The following is an 18796-nucleotide window of genomic DNA, read 5'->3' as shown; positions in this document are numbered from 1 at the left end:
GTCAGTGCTCTTGATCGTTGCGCAGGACGCCATAGACCACTTGGTACGTGGCGGGCAGCCCTTGGGCGTCGCGGAACTGTTCGTAGGCCTGGAGCATGCCCTGCACCCGCGCCCGCCCTGTCAGGCCCGAAGGGCGTCCGGGATTGAGGTTGTGCGCACCGAGGGCCTTGAGTTCGTGGGTCAGGCTGCGCACGTCCGGGTAATGCAGCACCTGGGCGCGACGCTCCAGGCCAAGCACGGTCAGGCCACTGTCGGCGCACAGGTGTTGGTAGTCGTCGAAACGGCGGAAGCGGTTGACGTGCACCTGCCCGTCCACCGTCTGCCAACTGGCGCGCAGCTCCTCCAGCGTGCCGACGCACAGGCTGCTGAACGCCAGCACCCCGCCCGGGCGCAACGCCCGCCGCGCCTCGGCCAGCACGCTGGCAAAGGCGTCGCACCATTGCACTGCCAGGCTACTGAAAATCAGGTCGAAGACCTGGTCGCGCACCGGCAGGCGCTCGGCATCGCCCGCCGCATGATGATGCGCCCCGCCATGCTGACGCGCGTGCGCCAGCATGCCTTCGGCGATGTCCAGCGCCAGGCCGTGGGCGCCCGTGAAGCGTGTGGCCAGGGCTCGGCTGAAATGGCCGGTGCCGCTGCCCAGGTCGAGCCAGCGCGCGGGGGCCAGCGATGCCGGCAGGCGTTCGAGCAGCGCCTCGCCCACTGCGCGTTGCAGCGCAGCGACGCTGTCGTAGCTGGCCGCTGCGCGGGAAAACGAGGCCGCCACCTGGCGCTTGTCGGGCAAGGCGCCGGGCAACGGCGGATGGGAAAGGTCAGTCATCGCCACTCTCATGCAGGAAACTCTTGATGCCCGACGCCAGCTCCTGCGGGTATTCCAGCAGAAACGCGTGGGAACTGTCTTCGACCAGGCCCACTTCGACGTCTGGCAGCAATTCGCTGAGGGCCTTGGCCGTATCGGCCGGCACCAGCGCGTCGCTGCCGGCGTACAGGTGCAACTGCGGCCCGGCGTAGTGCTCCAGGGCCGGTCGGATGTCCAGTTGCGCCAGCACCTCCAGGCCATTGGCCAGGTACAGCGGGTCGGTGTCCGGCACGCCCACGCCGAGTTGACGCAGCAGCGTACGCGGCTGCTGTGCACCCTCGCTGCACAGGCTGCGAAAGCGCTTGAGGGTCACCTGCGGATGGCTGCGACAGCCGTCGAGGAAGGTGCCGAAGGTGTCCTCGGCCATGCCATGGGGCCAGTCGGGGCGCGCCACGAAACTGGGGTTGCTGGCCAGGGTCAGCAGGCCGCAGCAATGATCGCCGCGTTTATGCGCCAGGGCGCTGGCGAGCATGCCGCCCAGCGACCAGCCGCCCAGCCAGACATCGGTGGGCAGCTTGCGGTCCAGGTAGTCGATCCAGACCTGCGCACTGGCCTCGGCCAGCTCAGGCAAGGGCGCCAGTTCGACGTGCAGGCGCGGGTCCTGGGCGCGCAAGCTGGCGGCCAGGGGTTGCAGTGAAGCGGTGCCCAGCCCCCAGCCGGGCAGGAGGATCAGTCGATTACGCATGGGCGGACTCCAGCTGTGCATGACACTCGGCCAATGCATTCAACAATAGCTGGACCTGCGCCTCGCTGTGCGCCGCACTGAGGGTCACGCGCAGGCGAGCGCCGCCAGCCGGAACCGTGGGCGGACGAATCGCGGTCACCAGTAGCCCGCGCTGGCGCAGCATCGCCGACAACTTCAACGCCCGCGCCGCATCGCCCACCAGGATCGGCTGGATGGCCGTGGGACTGTCCATCAACACCAGGCCGATCTGCTGCGCGCCCGCGCGGAACTGGCCTATCAGCGCCGCCAACCTCTCCCGCCGCCAGGTTTCGTCGCGCAGCAGTTGCAGGCTTTTCAAGGTGGCGCAGGCCAGCGCCGGGGGCTGGCTGGTGGTGTAGATGTAGGGCCTGGCGAACTGCACCAGCGCCTCGATCAGGTCGTCGCTGCCGGCCACAAAGGCGCCTGCCGTGCCGCAGGCCTTGCCCAAGGTGCCGATCAGCACCGGCACCTCGTCCACGCCCAGGCCGAAGTGCTCGACGATGCCGCCGCCCCGGGCGCCCAGCGTGCCGAAGCCATGGGCGTCGTCGACCATCAGCCAGGCGCCCTTGGGCTTGGCCACGGCCGACAGCGCGGGCAGGTCGGCCAGATCGCCGTCCATGCTGAACACGCCGTCGGTGATCACCAGCGTGTCGCCACTGGCCTTGCCCAAGCGGTTCGCCAGGCTGGCCGCATCGTTATGCAGGTAACGGCTGAAACGCGCGCCGCTGAGCAGCCCGCCATCGAGCAGTGAGGCGTGGTTGAGGCGGTCCTGTAGCACCGTGTCGCCCTGGCCCACCAGCGCCGTGATGGCGCCCAGGTTGGCCATGTAGCCGGTGCTGAACAGCAGCGCACGCGGGCGTCCGGTGAGTTCGGCCAGGGCTTCTTCGACCTCATGGTGCGGCGTGCTGTGACCGATCACCAAATGCGAGGCTCCGCCGCCGACGCCCCAGCGCTCGGCGCCGTCGCGCCAAGCCGCGATCACGTCGGGGTGATTGGCCAGGCCCAGGTAATCGTTGCTGCAGAAAGCCAGCAGGCGCTGGCCATCGACGATGACCTCCGGGCCTTGCGGGCTTTGCAGCAGCGGCCGTTGCCGGTACAGGTCCGCGGCGCGGCGTTCGGCCAGACGCGCCGCCAGATCGAACGCCATGTTCAGGCCGATGCGGCGTCGTAGAACAGTTCGCTGCTGCGCTGCTCGACCAGTGCCTGCTCGATGGCCGCCTGGTGCACCTCATCGGCGTGCTCTTCGCGCGCTTCGGGCTTGATGCCCAGACGGGCGAACAGTTGCATGTCCTTGTCGGCCTGCGGGTTGGCGGTAGTCAGCAGTTTCTCGCCGTAGAAGATGGAATTGGCCCCGGCCATGAACGCCAGCGCCTGCATCTGCTCATTCATCTGCTCGCGACCGGCGGACAGGCGCACGTGCGACTTGGGCATGAGGATGCGCGCCACGGCCAGCATGCGGATGAAGTCGAACGGATCGACATCGGCCTCGTCGGCCAGCGGCGTGCCGGCGACCTTGACCAGCATGTTGATCGGCACCGACTCCGGGTGCTCGGGCAGGTTGGCCAACTGGATCAGCAGACCGGCGCGGTCGTCCAGCGACTCACCCATGCCGAGGATGCCACCGGAGCAGATCTTCATGCCGGCGTCACGCACATAGGCCAGGGTCTGCAGGCGCTCGCTGTAGGTGCGGGTGGTGATGATGCTGCCGTAGAACTCCGGCGAGGTGTCCAGGTTGTGGTTGTAGTAGTCCAGGCCGGCCTGGGCCAGCGCCTGGGTCTGCTCCTGGTCGAGCTTGCCGAGGGTCATGCAGGTTTCCAGACCCATGGCCTTGACGCCTTTGACCATTTCCAGCACGTAGGGCATGTCTTTGGCCGAGGGGTGTTTCCAGGCAGCGCCCATACAGAAACGGGTCGAGCCGATGGCTTTGGCCCGCGCGGCTTCCTCCAGCACTTTCTGCACTTCCATCAGCTTCTGCTTTTCCAACCCAGTGTTGTAGTGACCGGACTGCGGGCAATACTTGCAATCTTCCGGGCAGGCGCCGGTCTTGATCGACAGCAGCGTGGAGACCTGCACGCGGTTGGGGTCGAAGTGCGCGCGGTGGACGATCTGGGCTTGGAACAACAGGTCATTGAAGGGTTGCTGGAACAGCGCTTTGACCTCGTCCAGGGACCAGTCGTGACGTGTTGTTGCAGTTGCGCTGGCGCTCATCGGCGTTTCCTTATCTAGGCTCTGACAGGCGCCGGGACAGGTAGAGCCCGCCAGCGCATCACGGATAGCGCGCATAGTCAGGGAAGGCCCATGCACTGTCAACCACGCTTAAAACAACTGGTCAACAACTGGTTAAATAGTAACCATATCTGTTTGCTGTGCGACGCGCGGGCCGAACAGCCTTATCCATTGTGTCCGGCCTGCGAGCACGACCTGCCCTGGCTCGATGAGCAGTGCTCGCGCTGCGCCCTGCAACTGCCGATGCGCGGCCTCACCTGTGGCCCGTGCAAACGCCGGCCGCCGCCGTTCGAGCAGGTGGTGGCGCCATGGCACTACGGTTTCCCGCTGGATACCGCCATCAGTCGCTTCAAGCACCGTGCGCAGTGGCCGCTGGGGCGGCTGCTGGCGCAGTTGCTGGGACACGCCTTGCAGCACCGCTATGACCAGGACCTGCCCCGACCCGACCTCCTGCTGCCGGTGCCCCTGTCCAGGCGACGGCTGCGCCAGCGCGGTTTCAACCAGGCCGGCATGCTCGCGCGCTGGTTGTCCGGCCCGTTGCAGATCCCCTGCGAAGAGCGCTGGCTGCTGAGACCACGCGACACCGTGGCGCAACAGAGCCTCGACGCCAAGGCGCGCTGGCAGAACTTGCGCCAGGCCTTTGCGATTGCCCCACAGGCGGTGCTGCAAGGGCGACATGTCGCGCTGGTGGACGACGTGCTGACCACCGGTGCCACGGCCCGCGCGCTGGCCAGCCTGCTGCGCCAAGGCGGCGCGTGCCGCGTCGATGTCTACTGCCTGGCCCGCACGGCCAGGCCTGGGCAGGCTTGACGTGCCCGGCCGGCAGAGGCAAGTTTCTGCCCCATCGCCTTCCTGGTCATCGCACCCATGTCACTGCCCGCCCTGCTCGCTCAACACATCCTGCGCCGCCCCCAGCGCATCGGCCTGCTGCAGCACATCGCCGAACAAGGCTCGATCACCGCGGCCGCCAAGGCGGCGGGCATCAGCTACAAGAGCGCCTGGGACGCCATCGACGAGCTCAACAACCTGGCCGCGCAGCCGCTGGTCGAGCGCAACGCCGGTGGCCGGGGCGGTGGCGGTGCGCGGCTGTCGGCAGAAGGCGAGCGCGTCCTGCGCCTGTATCAGCGGTTGCAGGCCCTGCACAGCGAAATCCTCGAGTCCAGCGATGAGCCAGGCGACTTGGACCTGCTGGGCGGTTGATGCTGCGTACCAGTGCTCGCAACCAGTTGCGTGGACAGGTCGGCCGGCTAGTGCGCGACGGGCGCCATGACCGCGTGACCCTGACCCTCGGCGGCGGCCTGGAAATCGATGCGCTGATCACCCCGGACAGCACCGAGCGCCTGGAGCTGGCGCCGGGCAGCACGGTGGTGGCGCTGCTCAAGGCAGGCTGGGTCACGCTGCTCGGCGCCACGGCGCAGGCCGACCCGCACAGCAACTGCGTACAGGTGCGAGTCGAAGAGATCCTCGCCGATCAGTCCGACACCCGCGAACTGCGCCTGGCCCTGGGTAACGGCCAGACCCTCTGCGCGTTCGCCGAAGCCGCTTGGCTACAACAGGAAGGGCTGGCGGCGGGCAGCACCGTGCGGGCGCAGTTTCACCCCTCTTTCGTGCTGCTGGGCGTGCCGGTCTGAGCACAGGCGCCAGGGTTGGCCGCAGCGCAATGGGTTACCATGATCGGCCTGCCTTCCCTTGCCGGAGCTTTCATGTCCCACCCCTTCGACACCCTCACCCCCGACCTGGTCCTGGACGCCGTCGAAAGCCTGGGCTTTCTCAGCGACGCGCGGGTACTGGCGCTCAACAGCTACGAGAACCGTGTCTATCAGGTGGGCATCGAAGGCCAGCAGCCACTGATCGCCAAGTTCTATCGCCCGGACCGCTGGAGCGATGCGGCGATCCTCGAGGAGCATGCGTTCAGCTTCGAGCTGGCCGAGCACGAAGTGCCGATCGTCGCGCCCTTGCAACATGAGGGGCGCAGCCTGTTCGCCCACCAGGGTTTTCGCTTCGCCCTGTTCCCGCGCCGCGGCGGACATGCGCCGGAGCCTGGCAACCTCGATCAGTTGTACCGCCTGGGTCAATTGCTCGGGCGCTTGCATACCGTGGGGGCGACGCGACCGTTCGAGCACCGCGAGACCCTGGCGGTGGACAACTTCGGCCATGCCTCGCTCAAGACCCTGCTCGACGGCCACTTCGTGCCCCGCGAACTGCTACCGGCCTTCGAGTCCGTCGCGCGCGATCTGCTGGCGCGGGTCGAGGCGATCTACGCACGCACCCCGTGCCAGGCCATCCGCCTGCACGGCGACTGCCATGCCGGTAACCTGATGCACCGTGACGACGTCTACCATGTCGTCGACCTGGACGACTGCCGCATGGGCCCAGCGGTCCAGGACCTGTGGATGATGCTCGCCGGCAGCCGCGAAGAACGATTGGGGCAACTGGCCGAACTGGTGGACGGCTACAACGAGTTCCATGACTTCGACCCGCGCCAGTTGGCCCTGATCGAGCCGCTGCGCGCCCTGCGCCAACTGCACCACAGCGCCTGGCTGGCGCGGCGCTGGGACGATCCGGCGTTCCCGCGCAGCTTCCCCTGGTTCGGCCAGCCCCGTTACTGGGGCGATCAGATCCTGGCGCTGCGCGAACAGATCGCCGCGCTGGACGAAGCGCCACTTAAAGTGTTCTGACCCCAAAGTCCCACCCAGTCGTTCAAGCAAGGACTCTGCATGCAAGCCCCCAACCCGCAACGCGGGTACATCCTGGGCCTGAGCGCCTACATCATCTGGGGCCTGTTCCCCCTGTATTTCAAAGCCATCCAGAGCGTGCCGGCGGTGGAGATCATCGTCCACCGGGTGCTGTGGTCGGCACTGTTCGGCGCGCTGCTGCTGGCGGTCTGGAAGCATCCGCAGTGGTGGCGCGAACTGCGTGACAACCCGCGCCGCCTGGGCATCCTGGCGCTGAGCGGGACGCTGATCGCCGCCAACTGGCTGACCTACGTGTGGGCGGTGAACAACGGACGCATGCTGGAGGCCAGCCTGGGCTACTACATCAACCCGCTGATCAACGTGCTGTTGGGCCTGCTGCTGCTCGGCGAGCGCCTGCGCCGCCTGCAATGGCTGGCGGTGGGGCTGGCGGCTGCCGGGGTGGCGCAGCAGGTCTGGCAGGTCGGCGGCTTACCGTGGGTCTCGCTGGGCCTGGCCTTGTCGTTCGGCTTCTATGGCCTGATCCGCAAGCAGGCACCGGTGGCGGCGCTGCCGGGTCTGGTGGTGGAGACCTGGATGCTGGTGCCGTTGGCCCTGGGTTGGCTGCTGCTGCATCCAGAGGCCAATAGCGCGCACCTGGCATTCTTCGGCAGCAGCGAAGCGCTGTGGCTGATGGCCGCGGGCCCGGTGACCCTGGTGCCGCTGCTGTGCTTCAACGCGGCGGCGCGCCACCTGCCTTACACCACGCTGGGTTTTCTGCAGTACCTCGCACCGACGCTGGTGCTGCTGCAGGCGGTGCTGCTGTTCGACGAGCACCTGTCGGCGAGCACTCTGGTGGCCTTCTTCTTTATCTGGGCAGGGCTGGCGATCTATAGCGTCGATGCCTGGCTGACCCTGCGCAAGCGCAGATGATCGACGCGCCGCAGACAGGAACGCCCCAGCAAAACGAAACGGCCCGAAAATCGTGTACCGTTTTTAGATTTATCTGGAACAATCTGTCTGTTTTTTGCGAACATGCCTTTTCCTAGCGTGACCCCAAGCGACCGAGCGGTCGCGGGACGACGCTTTTAGTCTGATGTTCACGCGTCTGGCGCATCATGTAGTATTCGCCAGCGCAGACTACAAAACGTCGTCCGGGGGTCTGCCGAGGCGCCTGTGACACCATGCGACCCGTCCTCCAGCCCGCTGGCAGGCCGGACACTTCGCGTGTTGGGAGAAGCGCTACAGGCTCAATACAGAAGAGCGAAACAGCTGAGCAGAGTGAGGCAAGCAATGACTGGATACGTTCAAGTCGGTGGCCTTCAGGTCGCCAAGGTTCTCTACGACTTCGTCAACGACGAAGCCCTGGCGGGGACCGGCATCGTCGCCGAGCAGTTCTGGAGCGGTGCAGAGAAGATCATCAACGACCTCGCTCCAAAGAACAAAGCCCTGCTCGCCAAGCGCGACGCGCTGCAAGCCAAGATCGATGCCTGGCACCAGGCACGCCAGGGTCAGGCCCACGACGCCGCGGCCTACAAGGCATTCCTCGAGGAAATCGGTTATCTGCTCCCCGCAGCAGACGACTTCCAGGCCACCACGCAAAACGTCGACGAAGAGATCGCCCAGATGGCCGGTCCGCAGTTGGTGGTGCCGGTGATGAATGCCCGCTTCGCCCTGAACGCCGCCAACGCCCGCTGGGGCTCGCTGTATGACGCGCTGTACGGCACCGACGCCATCAGCGAAGACGGCGGCGCGGAAAAGGGCCAGGGCTACAACAAGGTGCGCGGCGACAAGGTCATCGCCTTCGGCCGCGCCTTCCTCGACGAGGCCGCGCCCCTGGCAGCCGGCTCGCACGTCGACGCCACCGCCTACCGCATCGACGCCGGCAAGCTGGTCGTGGCGCTGAAGGGCGGCAGCAACAGCGGCCTGCGCGACGACGCGCAACTGATCGGCTTCCAGGGCCAGGCCAGCGCGCCGACAGCCGTGCTGCTCAAGCACAACGGCCTGCACTTCGAGATCCAGGTCGACGCCAACACGCCGGTCGGCAGCACCGATGCCGCCGGGGTCAAGGACATCCTCATGGAGTCGGCGCTGACCACCATCATGGACTGCGAAGACTCGGTCGCGGCGGTGGACGCCGACGACAAGGTCATCGTCTACCGCAACTGGCTGGGCCTGATGAAGGGCGACCTGGCCGAAAGCGTGAGCAAAGGCGGCAAGACCTTCACCCGCACCATGAACCCTGACCGCGAATACAGCGCGCCGAACGGCGGCACGGTCACCCTGCACGGCCGCTCGCTGCTGTTCGTGCGTAACGTCGGTCACCTGATGACCAACCCGGCGATCCTCGACGCCCAAGGCCACGAGGTGCCCGAAGGTATCCAGGACGGCCTGTTCACCAACCTGATCGCCCTGCACAACCTCAACGGCAACACCAGCCGCCGCAACACCCGTTCGGGCAGTGTGTACATCGTCAAGCCGAAGATGCACGGCCCCGAAGAAGTGGCGTTCGCCGCTGAAATCTTCAGCCGCGTCGAAGACCTGCTGGGCATGCCGCGCAACACCGTGAAAGTCGGCATCATGGACGAGGAGCGCCGTACCACGGTCAACCTCAAGGCCTGTATCCAGGCTGCCGCCGAACGCGTGGCGTTCATCAACACCGGCTTCCTCGACCGCACCGGCGACGAGATCCACACCTCGATGGAGGCCGGCGCCATGGTGCGCAAAGGTGCCATGAAGAGCGAGAAATGGATCGGTGCCTACGAGAACAACAACGTCGACGTGGGCCTGGCCACCGGCCTGCAGGGCCGTGCGCAGATCGGCAAGGGCATGTGGGCCATGCCGGACCTGATGGCGGCGATGCTCGAACAGAAGATCGCGCACCCGATGTCCGGCGCCAACACTGCCTGGGTGCCGTCGCCGACCGCTGCCACGCTGCATGCCCTGCACTACCACAAGGTCGATGTGCAGGCACGTCAGCGCGAGCTGGCCAGCCGTACCCCGGCGTCGGTGGACGACATCCTGAGCATCCCGCTGGCGACCGACCGCAACTGGTCGGACGAGGAGATCCGCAACGAACTGGACAACAACGCCCAGGGCATCCTCGGCTATGTGGTGCGCTGGATCGACCACGGCGTGGGCTGCTCCAAAGTGCCGGACATCAATAACGTCGGCTTGATGGAAGACCGCGCCACGCTGCGCATCTCCGCGCAGTTGCTGGCCAACTGGCTGCGCCATGGCGTGGTAACCCAGGAGCAGGTGCTGGAAAGCCTCAAGCGTATGGCAGCGGTGGTCGACCGGCAGAACGCCGGCGATGCGCAGTATCGCCCGATGGCGCCGAACTTCGATGACAACATCGCGTTCCAGGCCGCCGTGGAACTGGTGATCGAAGGGGCCAAACAGCCCAACGGCTACACCGAGCCAGTGCTGCATCGTCGTCGTCGCGAGTTCAAGGCCCGCAACGGGCTGTAAGCCGTTCCGGCCCCGCCGCGCTCACTGCGCGCGCGGGGCCGGACTAATCAAGCCGCAACTCCGTCTTCACCAATTCCAGCAGCTTGCCCAGGTCGACCGGCTTGAGCAGGAAGTCCAGCACGCCCAGGTGCATCACATCCACCGCTTCCTTCACGTCGGTGTCGCCCGACACCACGATGATCGACACTTCCGCACGGTCCGACTCGCGCACCTTGCGGATCAGCTCCAGTCCGTCCACCGGCAGCATGCGCAGGTCGGTGATCATCAGCGCGATGCGCGGCTCGTAATGCAGCTTGAACAGCGCTTCTTCGGCACCGTCGGCCGTCATGCAGTCGATACCGCGGCTTTTCAGGTACAGGCTCAACGCCTCGCTGTTCACCGGATTGTCGTCCACCACCAGCACCACCGGCCTGGGTGGGGTCGGCGCACTCACCACGGCCAGGGCCTCGCGCTCGGCGTCACTCAATATGTCGTCATGCTCAGCCATGGCCATCTCGTCAAAAAAATCCCGCAGTGTTGTTAAGACCGTCGAAACCGTCGTAACGGCCTTCCTTTCGTCGGAACCTTGACGGAGCCCTCGCCCGCTAGACTTACGTCCAATGGGCATCCCCCGACGCTCGGCCGACCATGGGGTTCGACAACAACAAAGCCGCCCCTATAGATAGATATATATAGTTCGGCATAAGGCAGACGGTCAGCCCATGAGCAAAAAGGACGCCTTCACCCAGGCCGGCAGGACAGCCGTCCTGCAGAACGTTCAAGGCACGTTGCAATTCCTGCAGCGCTTTGCGCCCTTCAACCAGATGGAACAGGGTCACCTGTCGTACTTGGTAGAGCAGTGCCAACTGCGCTTCTATGCCAGCGGCGAGAGCATCATCAAGCCCGCCGACGGCCCCGTGGAGCACTTCTACATCGTCAAGCAGGGCCGGGTGATGGGCGAGCGCCAGCACGTCACCGGCCCCGGCGTGGAAACCACCTTCGAGATCGCCACCGGCGAGTGCTTCCCCCTGGCCGCGTTGCTCGGCGAACGGGCCACGCGCACCGAGCACCTGGCCGGCGAAGACACCTTCTGCCTGCAACTGAACAAAGCCGCGTTCATCCGCGTGTTCTCGCTGTCCGACGTGTTCCGCGACTTCGCCCTGCGCGGGGTCAGCAGCCTGCTCGATCAGGTCAACCAGCAGGTGCGCCAGCGCGCGGTGCACACCCTCGGCACCCAGTACTCGCTGAATACGCCACTGGGCGAACTGGCCATGCGTCACCCGGTGGTGTGCCCGCCGGACATGCCGCTGCGCGATGCCGTGCGCCTGATGCACGAGCAGCAGGTGGGCAGCATCGTGATCGTCAATACGCAGCGTTTCCCCATCGGCATCTTCACCCTGCGCGACCTGCGCCAGGTGATCGCCGACGCCAGCGCAGAGCTGGATGCGCCGATCCAGCGCCACATGACCGCCGCGCCCTTCTTCCTCGCGCCACAGGCCAGCGCCTTCGATGGCGCCCTGGCGATGACCGAGCGGCACATCGCCCACATCTGCCTGGTGGACAACGGGCGGCTGTGCGGCGTGGTCTCCGAGCGCGACCTGTTTTCCCTGCAGCGCGTCGACCTGGTGCACCTGGCGCGCACTATCCGCCACGCGCCACGGCTGGAAGCGCTGGTGGCCCTGCGTGGGGAAATCGGCCAACTGGTCGAGCGCATGCTCGCCCACGGCGCGTCCTCGACGCAGATCACCCAGATCATCACCCTGCTCAACGACCACACCGTGTGCCGGGTGATCGAACTGGCCCTGGCCGAACACGGCGATCCGGGGATCGCCTTCAGTTGGTTGTGCTTTGGCAGCGAAGGCCGCCGCGAACAGACCCTGCACACCGACCAGGACAACGGCATCCTCTTCGATGCCGCAGACGCCGCCGAGGCCGAAGCGTTGCGCGCGCGCCTGCTGCCGTTGGCGAACAGCATCAATCAGGATCTGGCCCAGTGCGGCTTCAGCCTGTGCAAAGGCAACGTCATGGCCGGCAATCCCGAGCTGTGCCTGTCGCGCGCCGAATGGGCACAACGTTTCGCCGGTTTCATCCGCGAGGCCAGCCCGGAGAACCTGCTGGGTTCGAGCATCTATTTCGACCTGCGCGTGGTGTGGGGCGACGAGCAGGGCTGCGAACAGTTGCGCCAGAGCATCCTGGCGCAGGTCGCGGACAACCGCATCTTCCAGCGCATGATGGCCGACAACGCCCTGCGCCAGCGCCCGCCCGTGGGGCGCCTGCGCGACTTCGTGCTGACCCGGCAGGGCAACGACAAGACCGCCACCCTCGACCTCAAGGTCCAGGGCCTCACCCCCTTCGTCGACGGTGCGCGGCTGCTGGCCCTGGCCAACGGCGTCGCCGCCAACAACACCTTGGAACGCCTGCGCCAACTGGTGGCCAAGGGGGTCATTGACGCCCTCGACGGCGCCGCCTTCGAGGAGGCCTATCACTTCATCCAGCAGACCCGCATGCAGCAGCACCAGCGCCAGAGCCGCGACAACCAGCCCTACTCCAATCGCCTCGACCCGGACAGCCTCAATCACCTGGACCGGCGCATCCTGCGCGAATCGCTGCGCCAGGCTCAGCGCCTGCAAAGCAGTCTGGCCCAGCGGTATCAACTGTGAAACTGTTCGCCTGGCTGCGCCCGCGCACGCCGACGCTCGACGTCGATCTGCAACAGCGCCTGGCCAGCCTGCCACGTCCAGCCGCGCTCGGTGTGTGCTCGCTGCGCGAGCAGCGCTGGGTGGTGCTGGACCTGGAGACCAGCGGCCTGAACCTGCAACGCGACCAGGTGCTGTCGATCGGCGCGGTGGCCATCGAGGACGGCGCCATCGCTCTGGGTGGGCAATTCGAGCGCACCCTGCGTCGGCCAGAGCAGAAGACCAACGCCAGCGTGCTGATCCACGGCCTGGGCCCCAGCGCCCTGGCTGCCGGCAGCGATCCTGCCCAGGCGCTGGTCGAGTTGCTGGAGTTCATCGGCGACAGCCCGGTGCTGGCCTTCCATGCCCCATTCGACCAAGGCATGCTCGGCCGGGCACTCAAGGACACCCTCGGTTACCGCCTGCAACAGGTGTTCATCGATGTCGCCGAACTGGCGCCCATGCTCAACCCCGACACGGTGCTGCGCGAAGCGGGGCTGGACGACTGGGTGGCACGCTTCGGCCTCGAGGTGCAGGCGCGTCACCACGCCAGCGCCGACGCCCAGGTGACCGCCGAGCTGGCGCTGATCCTGTTCAGCCAGGCGCGGCGCCAGCAACTGGATAGCCCCCTGCAACTGGAGCAGCGGCTGCGCCAATGGCGGCGGCGCGCGCTGCAACCGCACGGTCTATAAAAGCCGCGGAGCAACGTCGAGCATTCTGACAAGCGTCAATTGCATCCCCCGGTACAGCTCTGCGACAATCGCGAATCATTATCGTTATTTAACGCATTCTTTTCGGGGAACGCCCTTGTCGTCCGTGCACAGCCCACATGCCGAGCTGGTCGGCAGCCTGTACCGCGACCATCGCGGCTGGCTGATGGCCTGGCTGCAGCGCAGCACCGCCTGCCGCCAGCGCGCCGAAGACCTGAGCCAGGACACCTTCGTGCGCCTGCTGGGGCGCGAGCAGTTGAGCGCGCCACGCGAGCCGCGCGCGTTCCTCGTCGCCGTGGCCAAGGGTTTGCTGTTCGACCACTTCCGCCGCGCCGCACTGGAGCAGGCCTACCTCGCCGAACTGGCGCTGCTGCCCGCCGCCGAACACCCCTCCCCGGAAGTGCAGCACCTGATCCTCGAAGACCTCAAGGCCATCGACCGGCTGCTGGGCAAGCTGTCAAGCAAGGCGCGCGCGGCGTTTCTGTACAACCGCCTGGACGGCCTGGGCCACGCCGAGATCGCCGAGCGCCTGGGCGTCTCGGTCTCGCGGGTGCGCCAGTACATCGCCCAAGGCCTGCGCCAATGCTACGTGGCGCTGTACGGAGCGCCGACATGAACAACCTGCCGGTCTCGGCCAAGGTGCTGGAAGCCGCCATCGCCTGGAAGCTGTGCCTGGAAGGCGGCGATGGCACGGCCGATGAGCGCGACGCCTTCAAACGTTGGCAGGCCGCCAGCGACGAACATGCCCGCGCCTGGTTTCAATTGGGCCTGCTCGATCGGCGCGTCGGCGCGGCGACCGGTCCGGCGCGCCATGCCCTGCTGCAATCGCGTGCGCGCCTGCGCCAACGGGTCGGCAAGCTTGGCGGCGGGCTGGCCGGCATGCTGCTGCTCGGCGGGCTGCTGGCCTGGAGCGCAGCACCCTCGCTGGCGCCCAGTTACTGGCTGGCCGACCAGCGCACCGGCACCGGGGAACTGCGTACCCTGCGCCTGGAAGACGGCACGTTGCTCAGCCTGGACACCCACACGGCGGTGGACATCGACTTTGCCGGCGAACAGCGGGTGATCGTGCTGCACCAGGGCGAGATTTCGGTCGAAACCGGTCACGACGACCCGCGCCCGCTCTGGGTGCGCACCGACGACGGCCGCCTGCGTCCGCTGGGCACGCGCTTTTTGGTCAAGCGCGAGACCGCCGGGACGCGGCTGGAAGTGCTGCAGGCCCGGGTCGCGGCGCAACCGCGTGATCAAGGCAACGAACAGGTGTTGGACGAAGGCCAGCAGGTGCTGATGAATGCCCAGGGGCTGGGGTTGATCGGCCCGGTCCAGCCCGGCGCCGATGCCTGGACGCGCGGCATGCTGGTGGTGGACAACGTGCGCCTGGGCGACCTGGTGGCCGAGCTGAGCCGCTACCGCAGCGGCCACCTGGGCGTGTCCGGCAAGGTCGCGCAACTGCGGGTCAGCGGCAGCTTCCCCTTGACCGACACCGACCTGGCGCTGGCCTCGCTGGTACCGGCGTTGCCGGTGAAGATCGAACGGCGCACGCCGTGGTGGGTGACGGTCGAGGCCAAGTGAATCTTCGCCCCCCGCCGTCTGTAGCCACCCAAAAATTTTCAGACAGCCCTGTCACTTTTCATCGTTCGCTCGGCAAGGAAGCAGTCAGCACTTATCCGTCGAGGAGCCACTGCATGTCCCGCGCTGTCGAATCTTACCTGCGTCCCAGCCTCATGGCCCTAGCCATCGGCCTTGCCACCCCTGTGTTCGGTCCGGTGGCGTTCGCTGCCGAACAGGCCGCCGTACGCACTTATGATGTGCCCAGCGGCCCCTTGGCCGCGACGCTCAACCGCATTGCCAGCGAAGCCGGCATCGCCCTTGCCCTGGACCCGAGCCTGGCCAGCGGCCGCACCTCGGCGCCGGTCAAAGGCAGCTTCAACGGTGTTGGGGCCTTGCAGGCCGCCCTGCGCGGTACCGGCCTGCAACTGCAACTGGGCAGCGCCGGCAGCTACAGCCTGGTGAGTGTGCCGCAGGGCAGCGTGGCGCTACCGGAAACCACCGTGAATGCCAGCGGCGACAGCGAGAGCGCGTGGGGCCCGGTCGACGGTTACCTGGCCAAGCGCACCGCAGCCGGCAGCAAAACCGACACCGCACTGGTGGAAGCCCCCCGCTCGATCTCGGTGGCCACCCGGCAACAGATGAGCGACCGCGGCGTTCACAGCCTGGATGACGCGGTGAAGTACATGCCCGGCATCGTCTCCTCCAGCTTCGGCAGCGACACCCGCTACGACTGGATGCGCGTGCGCGGCTTCGAGCCGACCCAGTTCCTCGATGGCCTGCCGCTGCCGCGCGGGGTGTATGCCAACCCGAAACCGGAAACCTGGAACCTTGACCGCCTGGCCCTGCTACGCGGTCCAGCGTCGTCGGTGTACGGCCAGACCCCGCCAGGCGGGCTGCTGGACATCGTCAGTCGTCGCCCGCAAGCCGAAAGCCTGCACGAAATCGAAGTGCAGTACGGCAGCGACAACCATCGCCAGATCAACTTCGCCAGCACCGGCAAGATCGACGACGACGGCCGCCTGCTCTACGGCGTCAGCGGCGTGGTGCGCGATGGCGGCACGGCCATCGACCATATCGACGACAAACGCTACAACATCGCCCCGAGCCTGACCTGGCATATCGACGAAGACACCTCGCTGACCTTGTTGAGCCAGTTCACGCGGGACGATACCGGGGTCACCAGCCAGTTCTACCCGATCCAGGGCACCAAGATCGACATGCCGTTCGGCAAGGTTTCACGGCACAAGAACCTGGGCGATCCCAACTACGACTTCTACGACCGCACCTACTACGCACTGGGCTATGCCTTCGAGCATCGCATCAACGATGTCTGGCAGTTCCGTCAGAACCTGCGCTACACCAAGTCGGACCTGTCCTTCCAGACGGTGACCGTCAACAGCTACAACCCTGGGTTCGGCATGGTGGTGGACAATCAGGGCAATACGGGTCGCGGCACCACCAATGTCGATGAAGACATCAGCCAATTCGCCGTCGACAACAACTTCCAGGGCGACTTCGACACCGGCAACATCCGTCATACCCTGCTGGTCGGCCTGGACCACCAGCGCATGAACAACAACTACTTGGCCATCTTCGGTCGCGCACCGGCGATCAACGTCAACCGTCCGGTCTATGGCTTGCCCATCGAGCGCCCGGACCGATCCACCGCGTTCTACGACTACGACCAGAAGACCCGCCAGACCGGTCTCTACGTTCAGGACCAGATGGCGCTCGACAACTGGCGCCTGACCCTCGGTGGGCGCGAAGACTGGGTGCACACCGGGACGCAGTTCCGCAATCAAGGCGACGCCACCAACACCCAGCGCGACAAGAAATTCAGCGGCAACGCCGCCATCAGCTATGTCTTCGACTCAGGATTCGTGCCTTATCTGTCCTACGCCGAGTCATTCCAACCCAGCAGCAAGGCTGATGTATCGCCCACCAACGGCCTCAAGCCCACCGAAGGTCAGCAATGGGAGCTGGGCATCAAGTATCAGCCACCAGGCTCCAACACACTGCTGAGCGCAGCGGTCTATGACTTGACCCAAAAGAATGTGGCCGTCACCAACAACGTAGGCAACGTCACCGTCACCAGCCAGACCGGCGAAGTAAAAGTCCGCGGCCTGGAACTGGAGGCCACCTCCGAGGTGACCGAGAACCTCAAGGTGATCGCCGCCTACACCCTGGCCAAATCCGAGGTGCAGAACGGCCTCTACAAAGGCAACCGCCTGCAACTGATGCCCAACCAGCAAGCCTCGCTGTGGACCGACTACACCTGGCACAGCGGTGTGCTCGACGGCTTCGGCGTCGGCGCCGGGGCGCGCTACACCGGCAACACCTATGGCGACCAGGCCAACACCTACCTGGGCAAGGCCAAGGCCTATACCGTGTTCGATGCCGCCGTGCACTACGACCTCGGCCGCCTGGACAACAGCCTCAACGGCGCCTCGGTGGCGGTCAACGCCACCAACCTGCTGGACAAGAACTACCTGTCCACTTGCGACAGCTACTACTGCTACTACGGTGACCCACGCAGCGTGGTGGTCAGCGCCAAGTACCAGTTCTGACCGACTGCGCCCTCGCAAACCCGCTGCGCGAGGGCGCGGCCCAAGACCCCTGCGGGACCTGAAATGAAAAGCCAAACCCTGCGCCGCTGGTCGGCGATCCATACCTGGAGCAGCCTGGTCTGCACGCTGTTCCTGCTGCTGCTGGCCCTGACCGGCCTGCCGCTGATCTTCCACCACGAACTCGAACACCTGCTCGGCGACGCGCCCGTGCTGCGCGAACTGCCGTCCGGTACGCCTCACCTGGACCTGCAACAACTGGTGCTCAAGGCCGAGCAGCATCGGCCCGGCGAGGTGATGCAGTATTTCGGTTTCGATGAGGACACCCCCGACGGCGTGGTGGCGATCACTGCCGCCACGGCGGGCAGCGATCCCAACTCATCGCACACCTTCATGCTCGACGCGCGCACGGGCGAGGCGGTGGCCATGCCGGCGGCCAATGGCGGCCTGATGATGGTGCTGCTGCGCTTGCATGCGGATATGTTCGCCGGCCTGCCCGGCAAGCTGCTGCTGGCCTTCATGGGCCTGCTGTTCATCGTCGCCCTCGTTTCCGGCACCGTGCTCTATGCGCCGTTCATGCGCCGCCTGCGCTTCGCCTCGGTGCGCACCGACAAGTCGTCGCGGGTACGCTGGATCGACCTGCACAACCTGATTGGCATCGTCACCCTGACCTGGGCGCTGGTGGTGGGCGTGACCGGCGTGATCAGCGCCCTGTCCGACCTGGTCATCGCCGCCTGGCGCAACGACAGCCTGGCCGCGATGGTCGCGCCCTATCGCGAGGCCGCGCCGTTGACCGAACGCGCCCCGGCCACGCAGCTACTGAGCATCGCCCAGCAAGCCGCGCCGGGCATGCGCCCGGACTTCATCGCCTTTCCCGGCACACGCTTCTCCAGCGAGCACCACTACGCGGTGTTCATGAACGGCGCCACGCCCCTCACCTCGCACCTGTTCACCCCAGTGCTGATCGATGCCCGCACGCTGCAAGTGACAGCCGTCGGCGAGCGTCCCTGGTACATGGACGCCATGGGCCTGTCGCAACCGCTACACTTCGGCGACTACGGCGGACGACCGATGCAGATCCTCTGGGCGGCGCTGGACCTGCTGACCATCGTCGTGCTGCTCAGTGGCCTGTACCTGTGGTGGGGCAAGCAGCGCAAACGGCGGGAGGTGCCAGCATGAGTCACAGATCGCAAAGCACGCGACGCATTTTCGCCTGGCCGCTGGTCATCGCCGTGCTCGGCGGCGCCGGGCTGTTTGCCGCACTGCTGGGCGACGGGGCCTGGGACGCGCTCGCCTGGGTGGGTTTGGGCGTACCGGTATTCCTGGCAACGCGCGGGTTGTGCGCCAAGTGAGGTAACCGACTAACGCGCGCGCCGCAGCAAGGCGCGC

At 66.3% G+C, this 18796-nt stretch carries 16 protein-coding genes and 1 pseudogene; 12 read left to right on the top strand and 5 right to left on the bottom strand.

What is annotated here, in order from left to right:
• Position 1 precedes the first annotated feature (1 nt).
• Genes bioC through bioB form a run of 4 tightly spaced genes read right to left on the bottom strand, consistent with a single transcriptional unit; the run spans position 2 to position 3770 of the window.
• On the bottom strand, positions 2-820 hold the full coding sequence (bioC, locus tag GKC70_RS02080; RefSeq protein ID WP_342650316.1) for a malonyl-ACP O-methyltransferase BioC: 819 nt from the start codon (positions 818-820) through the stop codon (positions 2-4).
• The gene (locus GKC70_RS02075; protein WP_342650315.1) at positions 813-1544 is read right to left on the bottom strand and encodes an alpha/beta fold hydrolase; all 732 of its coding nucleotides are present in this window, start codon (positions 1542-1544) and stop codon (positions 813-815) included. The genes bioC and GKC70_RS02075 overlap by 8 nt, the downstream gene beginning before the upstream one ends.
• Positions 1537-2709, bottom strand: coding sequence for an 8-amino-7-oxononanoate synthase (gene bioF, locus GKC70_RS02070; RefSeq protein ID WP_342650314.1), 1173 nt, complete (start codon positions 2707-2709; stop codon positions 1537-1539). Before bioF ends, GKC70_RS02075 begins: the two co-directional genes overlap by 8 nt.
• Positions 2710-2711: 2 nt before the next feature.
• Complete coding sequence (bioB, locus tag GKC70_RS02065) at positions 2712-3770, bottom strand: biotin synthase BioB (RefSeq protein WP_029614016.1); 1059 nt, start codon at positions 3768-3770, stop codon at positions 2712-2714.
• Between the two features lie 90 nt (positions 3771-3860).
• On the opposite strand from bioB, the gene GKC70_RS02060 reads away from it, so the two are divergent.
• From GKC70_RS02060 to GKC70_RS02040, 5 genes and pseudogenes are all read left to right on the top strand, one after another.
• Positions 3861-4598, top strand: coding sequence for a ComF family protein (locus tag GKC70_RS02060; RefSeq protein ID WP_342650313.1), 738 nt, complete (start codon positions 3861-3863; stop codon positions 4596-4598).
• Positions 4599-4655: 57 nt separating this feature from the next.
• Positions 4656-5419, top strand: a pseudogene (locus GKC70_RS02055) (TOBE domain-containing protein).
• A 72-nt stretch (positions 5420-5491) separates the two neighbouring features.
• Positions 5492-6466, top strand: coding sequence for a serine/threonine protein kinase (locus GKC70_RS02050; protein ID WP_342650312.1), 975 nt, complete (start codon positions 5492-5494; stop codon positions 6464-6466).
• Positions 6467-6505: 39 nt separating this feature from the next.
• Positions 6506-7393 carry an EamA family transporter RarD gene (rarD, locus tag GKC70_RS02045; RefSeq protein ID WP_342650311.1) on the top strand — a complete coding sequence of 296 codons (888 nt, stop codon included), beginning with the start codon at positions 6506-6508 and terminating at the stop codon, positions 7391-7393.
• A gap of 360 nt (positions 7394-7753) precedes the next feature.
• Positions 7754-9931, top strand: a complete 2178-nt coding sequence (locus GKC70_RS02040; protein WP_342650310.1) for a malate synthase G — start codon at positions 7754-7756, stop codon at positions 9929-9931.
• A 43-nt stretch (positions 9932-9974) separates the two neighbouring features.
• On the opposite strand, the gene GKC70_RS02035 is transcribed toward GKC70_RS02040, so the two are convergent.
• Positions 9975-10424, bottom strand: a complete 450-nt coding sequence (locus GKC70_RS02035; RefSeq protein ID WP_304485310.1) for a response regulator — start codon at positions 10422-10424, stop codon at positions 9975-9977.
• A gap of 208 nt (positions 10425-10632) precedes the next feature.
• Here GKC70_RS02035 and GKC70_RS02030 point away from each other — a divergent pair, with 208 nt between their 5' ends.
• The 7 genes from GKC70_RS02030 to GKC70_RS02000 all read left to right on the top strand — a co-directional run bounded on the left by GKC70_RS02030 (position 10633) and on the right by GKC70_RS02000 (position 18759).
• On the top strand, positions 10633-12570 hold the full coding sequence (locus GKC70_RS02030; RefSeq protein ID WP_342650309.1) for a putative nucleotidyltransferase substrate binding domain-containing protein: 1938 nt from the start codon (positions 10633-10635) through the stop codon (positions 12568-12570).
• Positions 12567-13277, top strand: a complete 711-nt coding sequence (locus GKC70_RS02025; RefSeq protein WP_342650308.1) for a 3'-5' exonuclease — start codon at positions 12567-12569, stop codon at positions 13275-13277. Before GKC70_RS02030 ends, GKC70_RS02025 begins: the two co-directional genes overlap by 4 nt.
• Before the next feature lie 115 nt (positions 13278-13392).
• Complete coding sequence (locus GKC70_RS02020) at positions 13393-13911, top strand: RNA polymerase sigma factor (protein ID WP_342650307.1); 519 nt, start codon at positions 13393-13395, stop codon at positions 13909-13911.
• Entirely contained in the window at positions 13908-14864 is a 957-nt protein-coding gene (locus tag GKC70_RS02015) for a FecR family protein (RefSeq protein ID WP_342650306.1), read from the top strand. The genes GKC70_RS02020 and GKC70_RS02015 overlap by 4 nt, the downstream gene beginning before the upstream one ends.
• A gap of 113 nt (positions 14865-14977) precedes the next feature.
• Positions 14978-17410, top strand: a complete 2433-nt coding sequence (locus tag GKC70_RS02010; protein WP_342650305.1) for a TonB-dependent siderophore receptor — start codon at positions 14978-14980, stop codon at positions 17408-17410.
• A 63-nt stretch (positions 17411-17473) separates the two neighbouring features.
• Positions 17474-18586, top strand: coding sequence for a PepSY domain-containing protein (locus tag GKC70_RS02005; protein WP_342650304.1), 1113 nt, complete (start codon positions 17474-17476; stop codon positions 18584-18586).
• Positions 18583-18759: a hypothetical protein gene (locus GKC70_RS02000; RefSeq protein ID WP_342650303.1), complete on the top strand. Its 177-nt coding sequence runs from the start codon at positions 18583-18585 to the stop codon at positions 18757-18759. Before GKC70_RS02005 ends, GKC70_RS02000 begins: the two co-directional genes overlap by 4 nt.
• Positions 18760-18796 lie beyond the last annotated feature (37 nt).

The sequence above is a fragment of the Pseudomonas sp. REB1044 genome, from assembly GCF_038813925.1.
Taxonomy (GTDB): Bacteria; Pseudomonadota; Gammaproteobacteria; order Pseudomonadales; family Pseudomonadaceae; genus Aquipseudomonas; species Aquipseudomonas boreofloridensis.
This window is presented reverse-complemented; position numbering and strand designations above follow the sequence as displayed.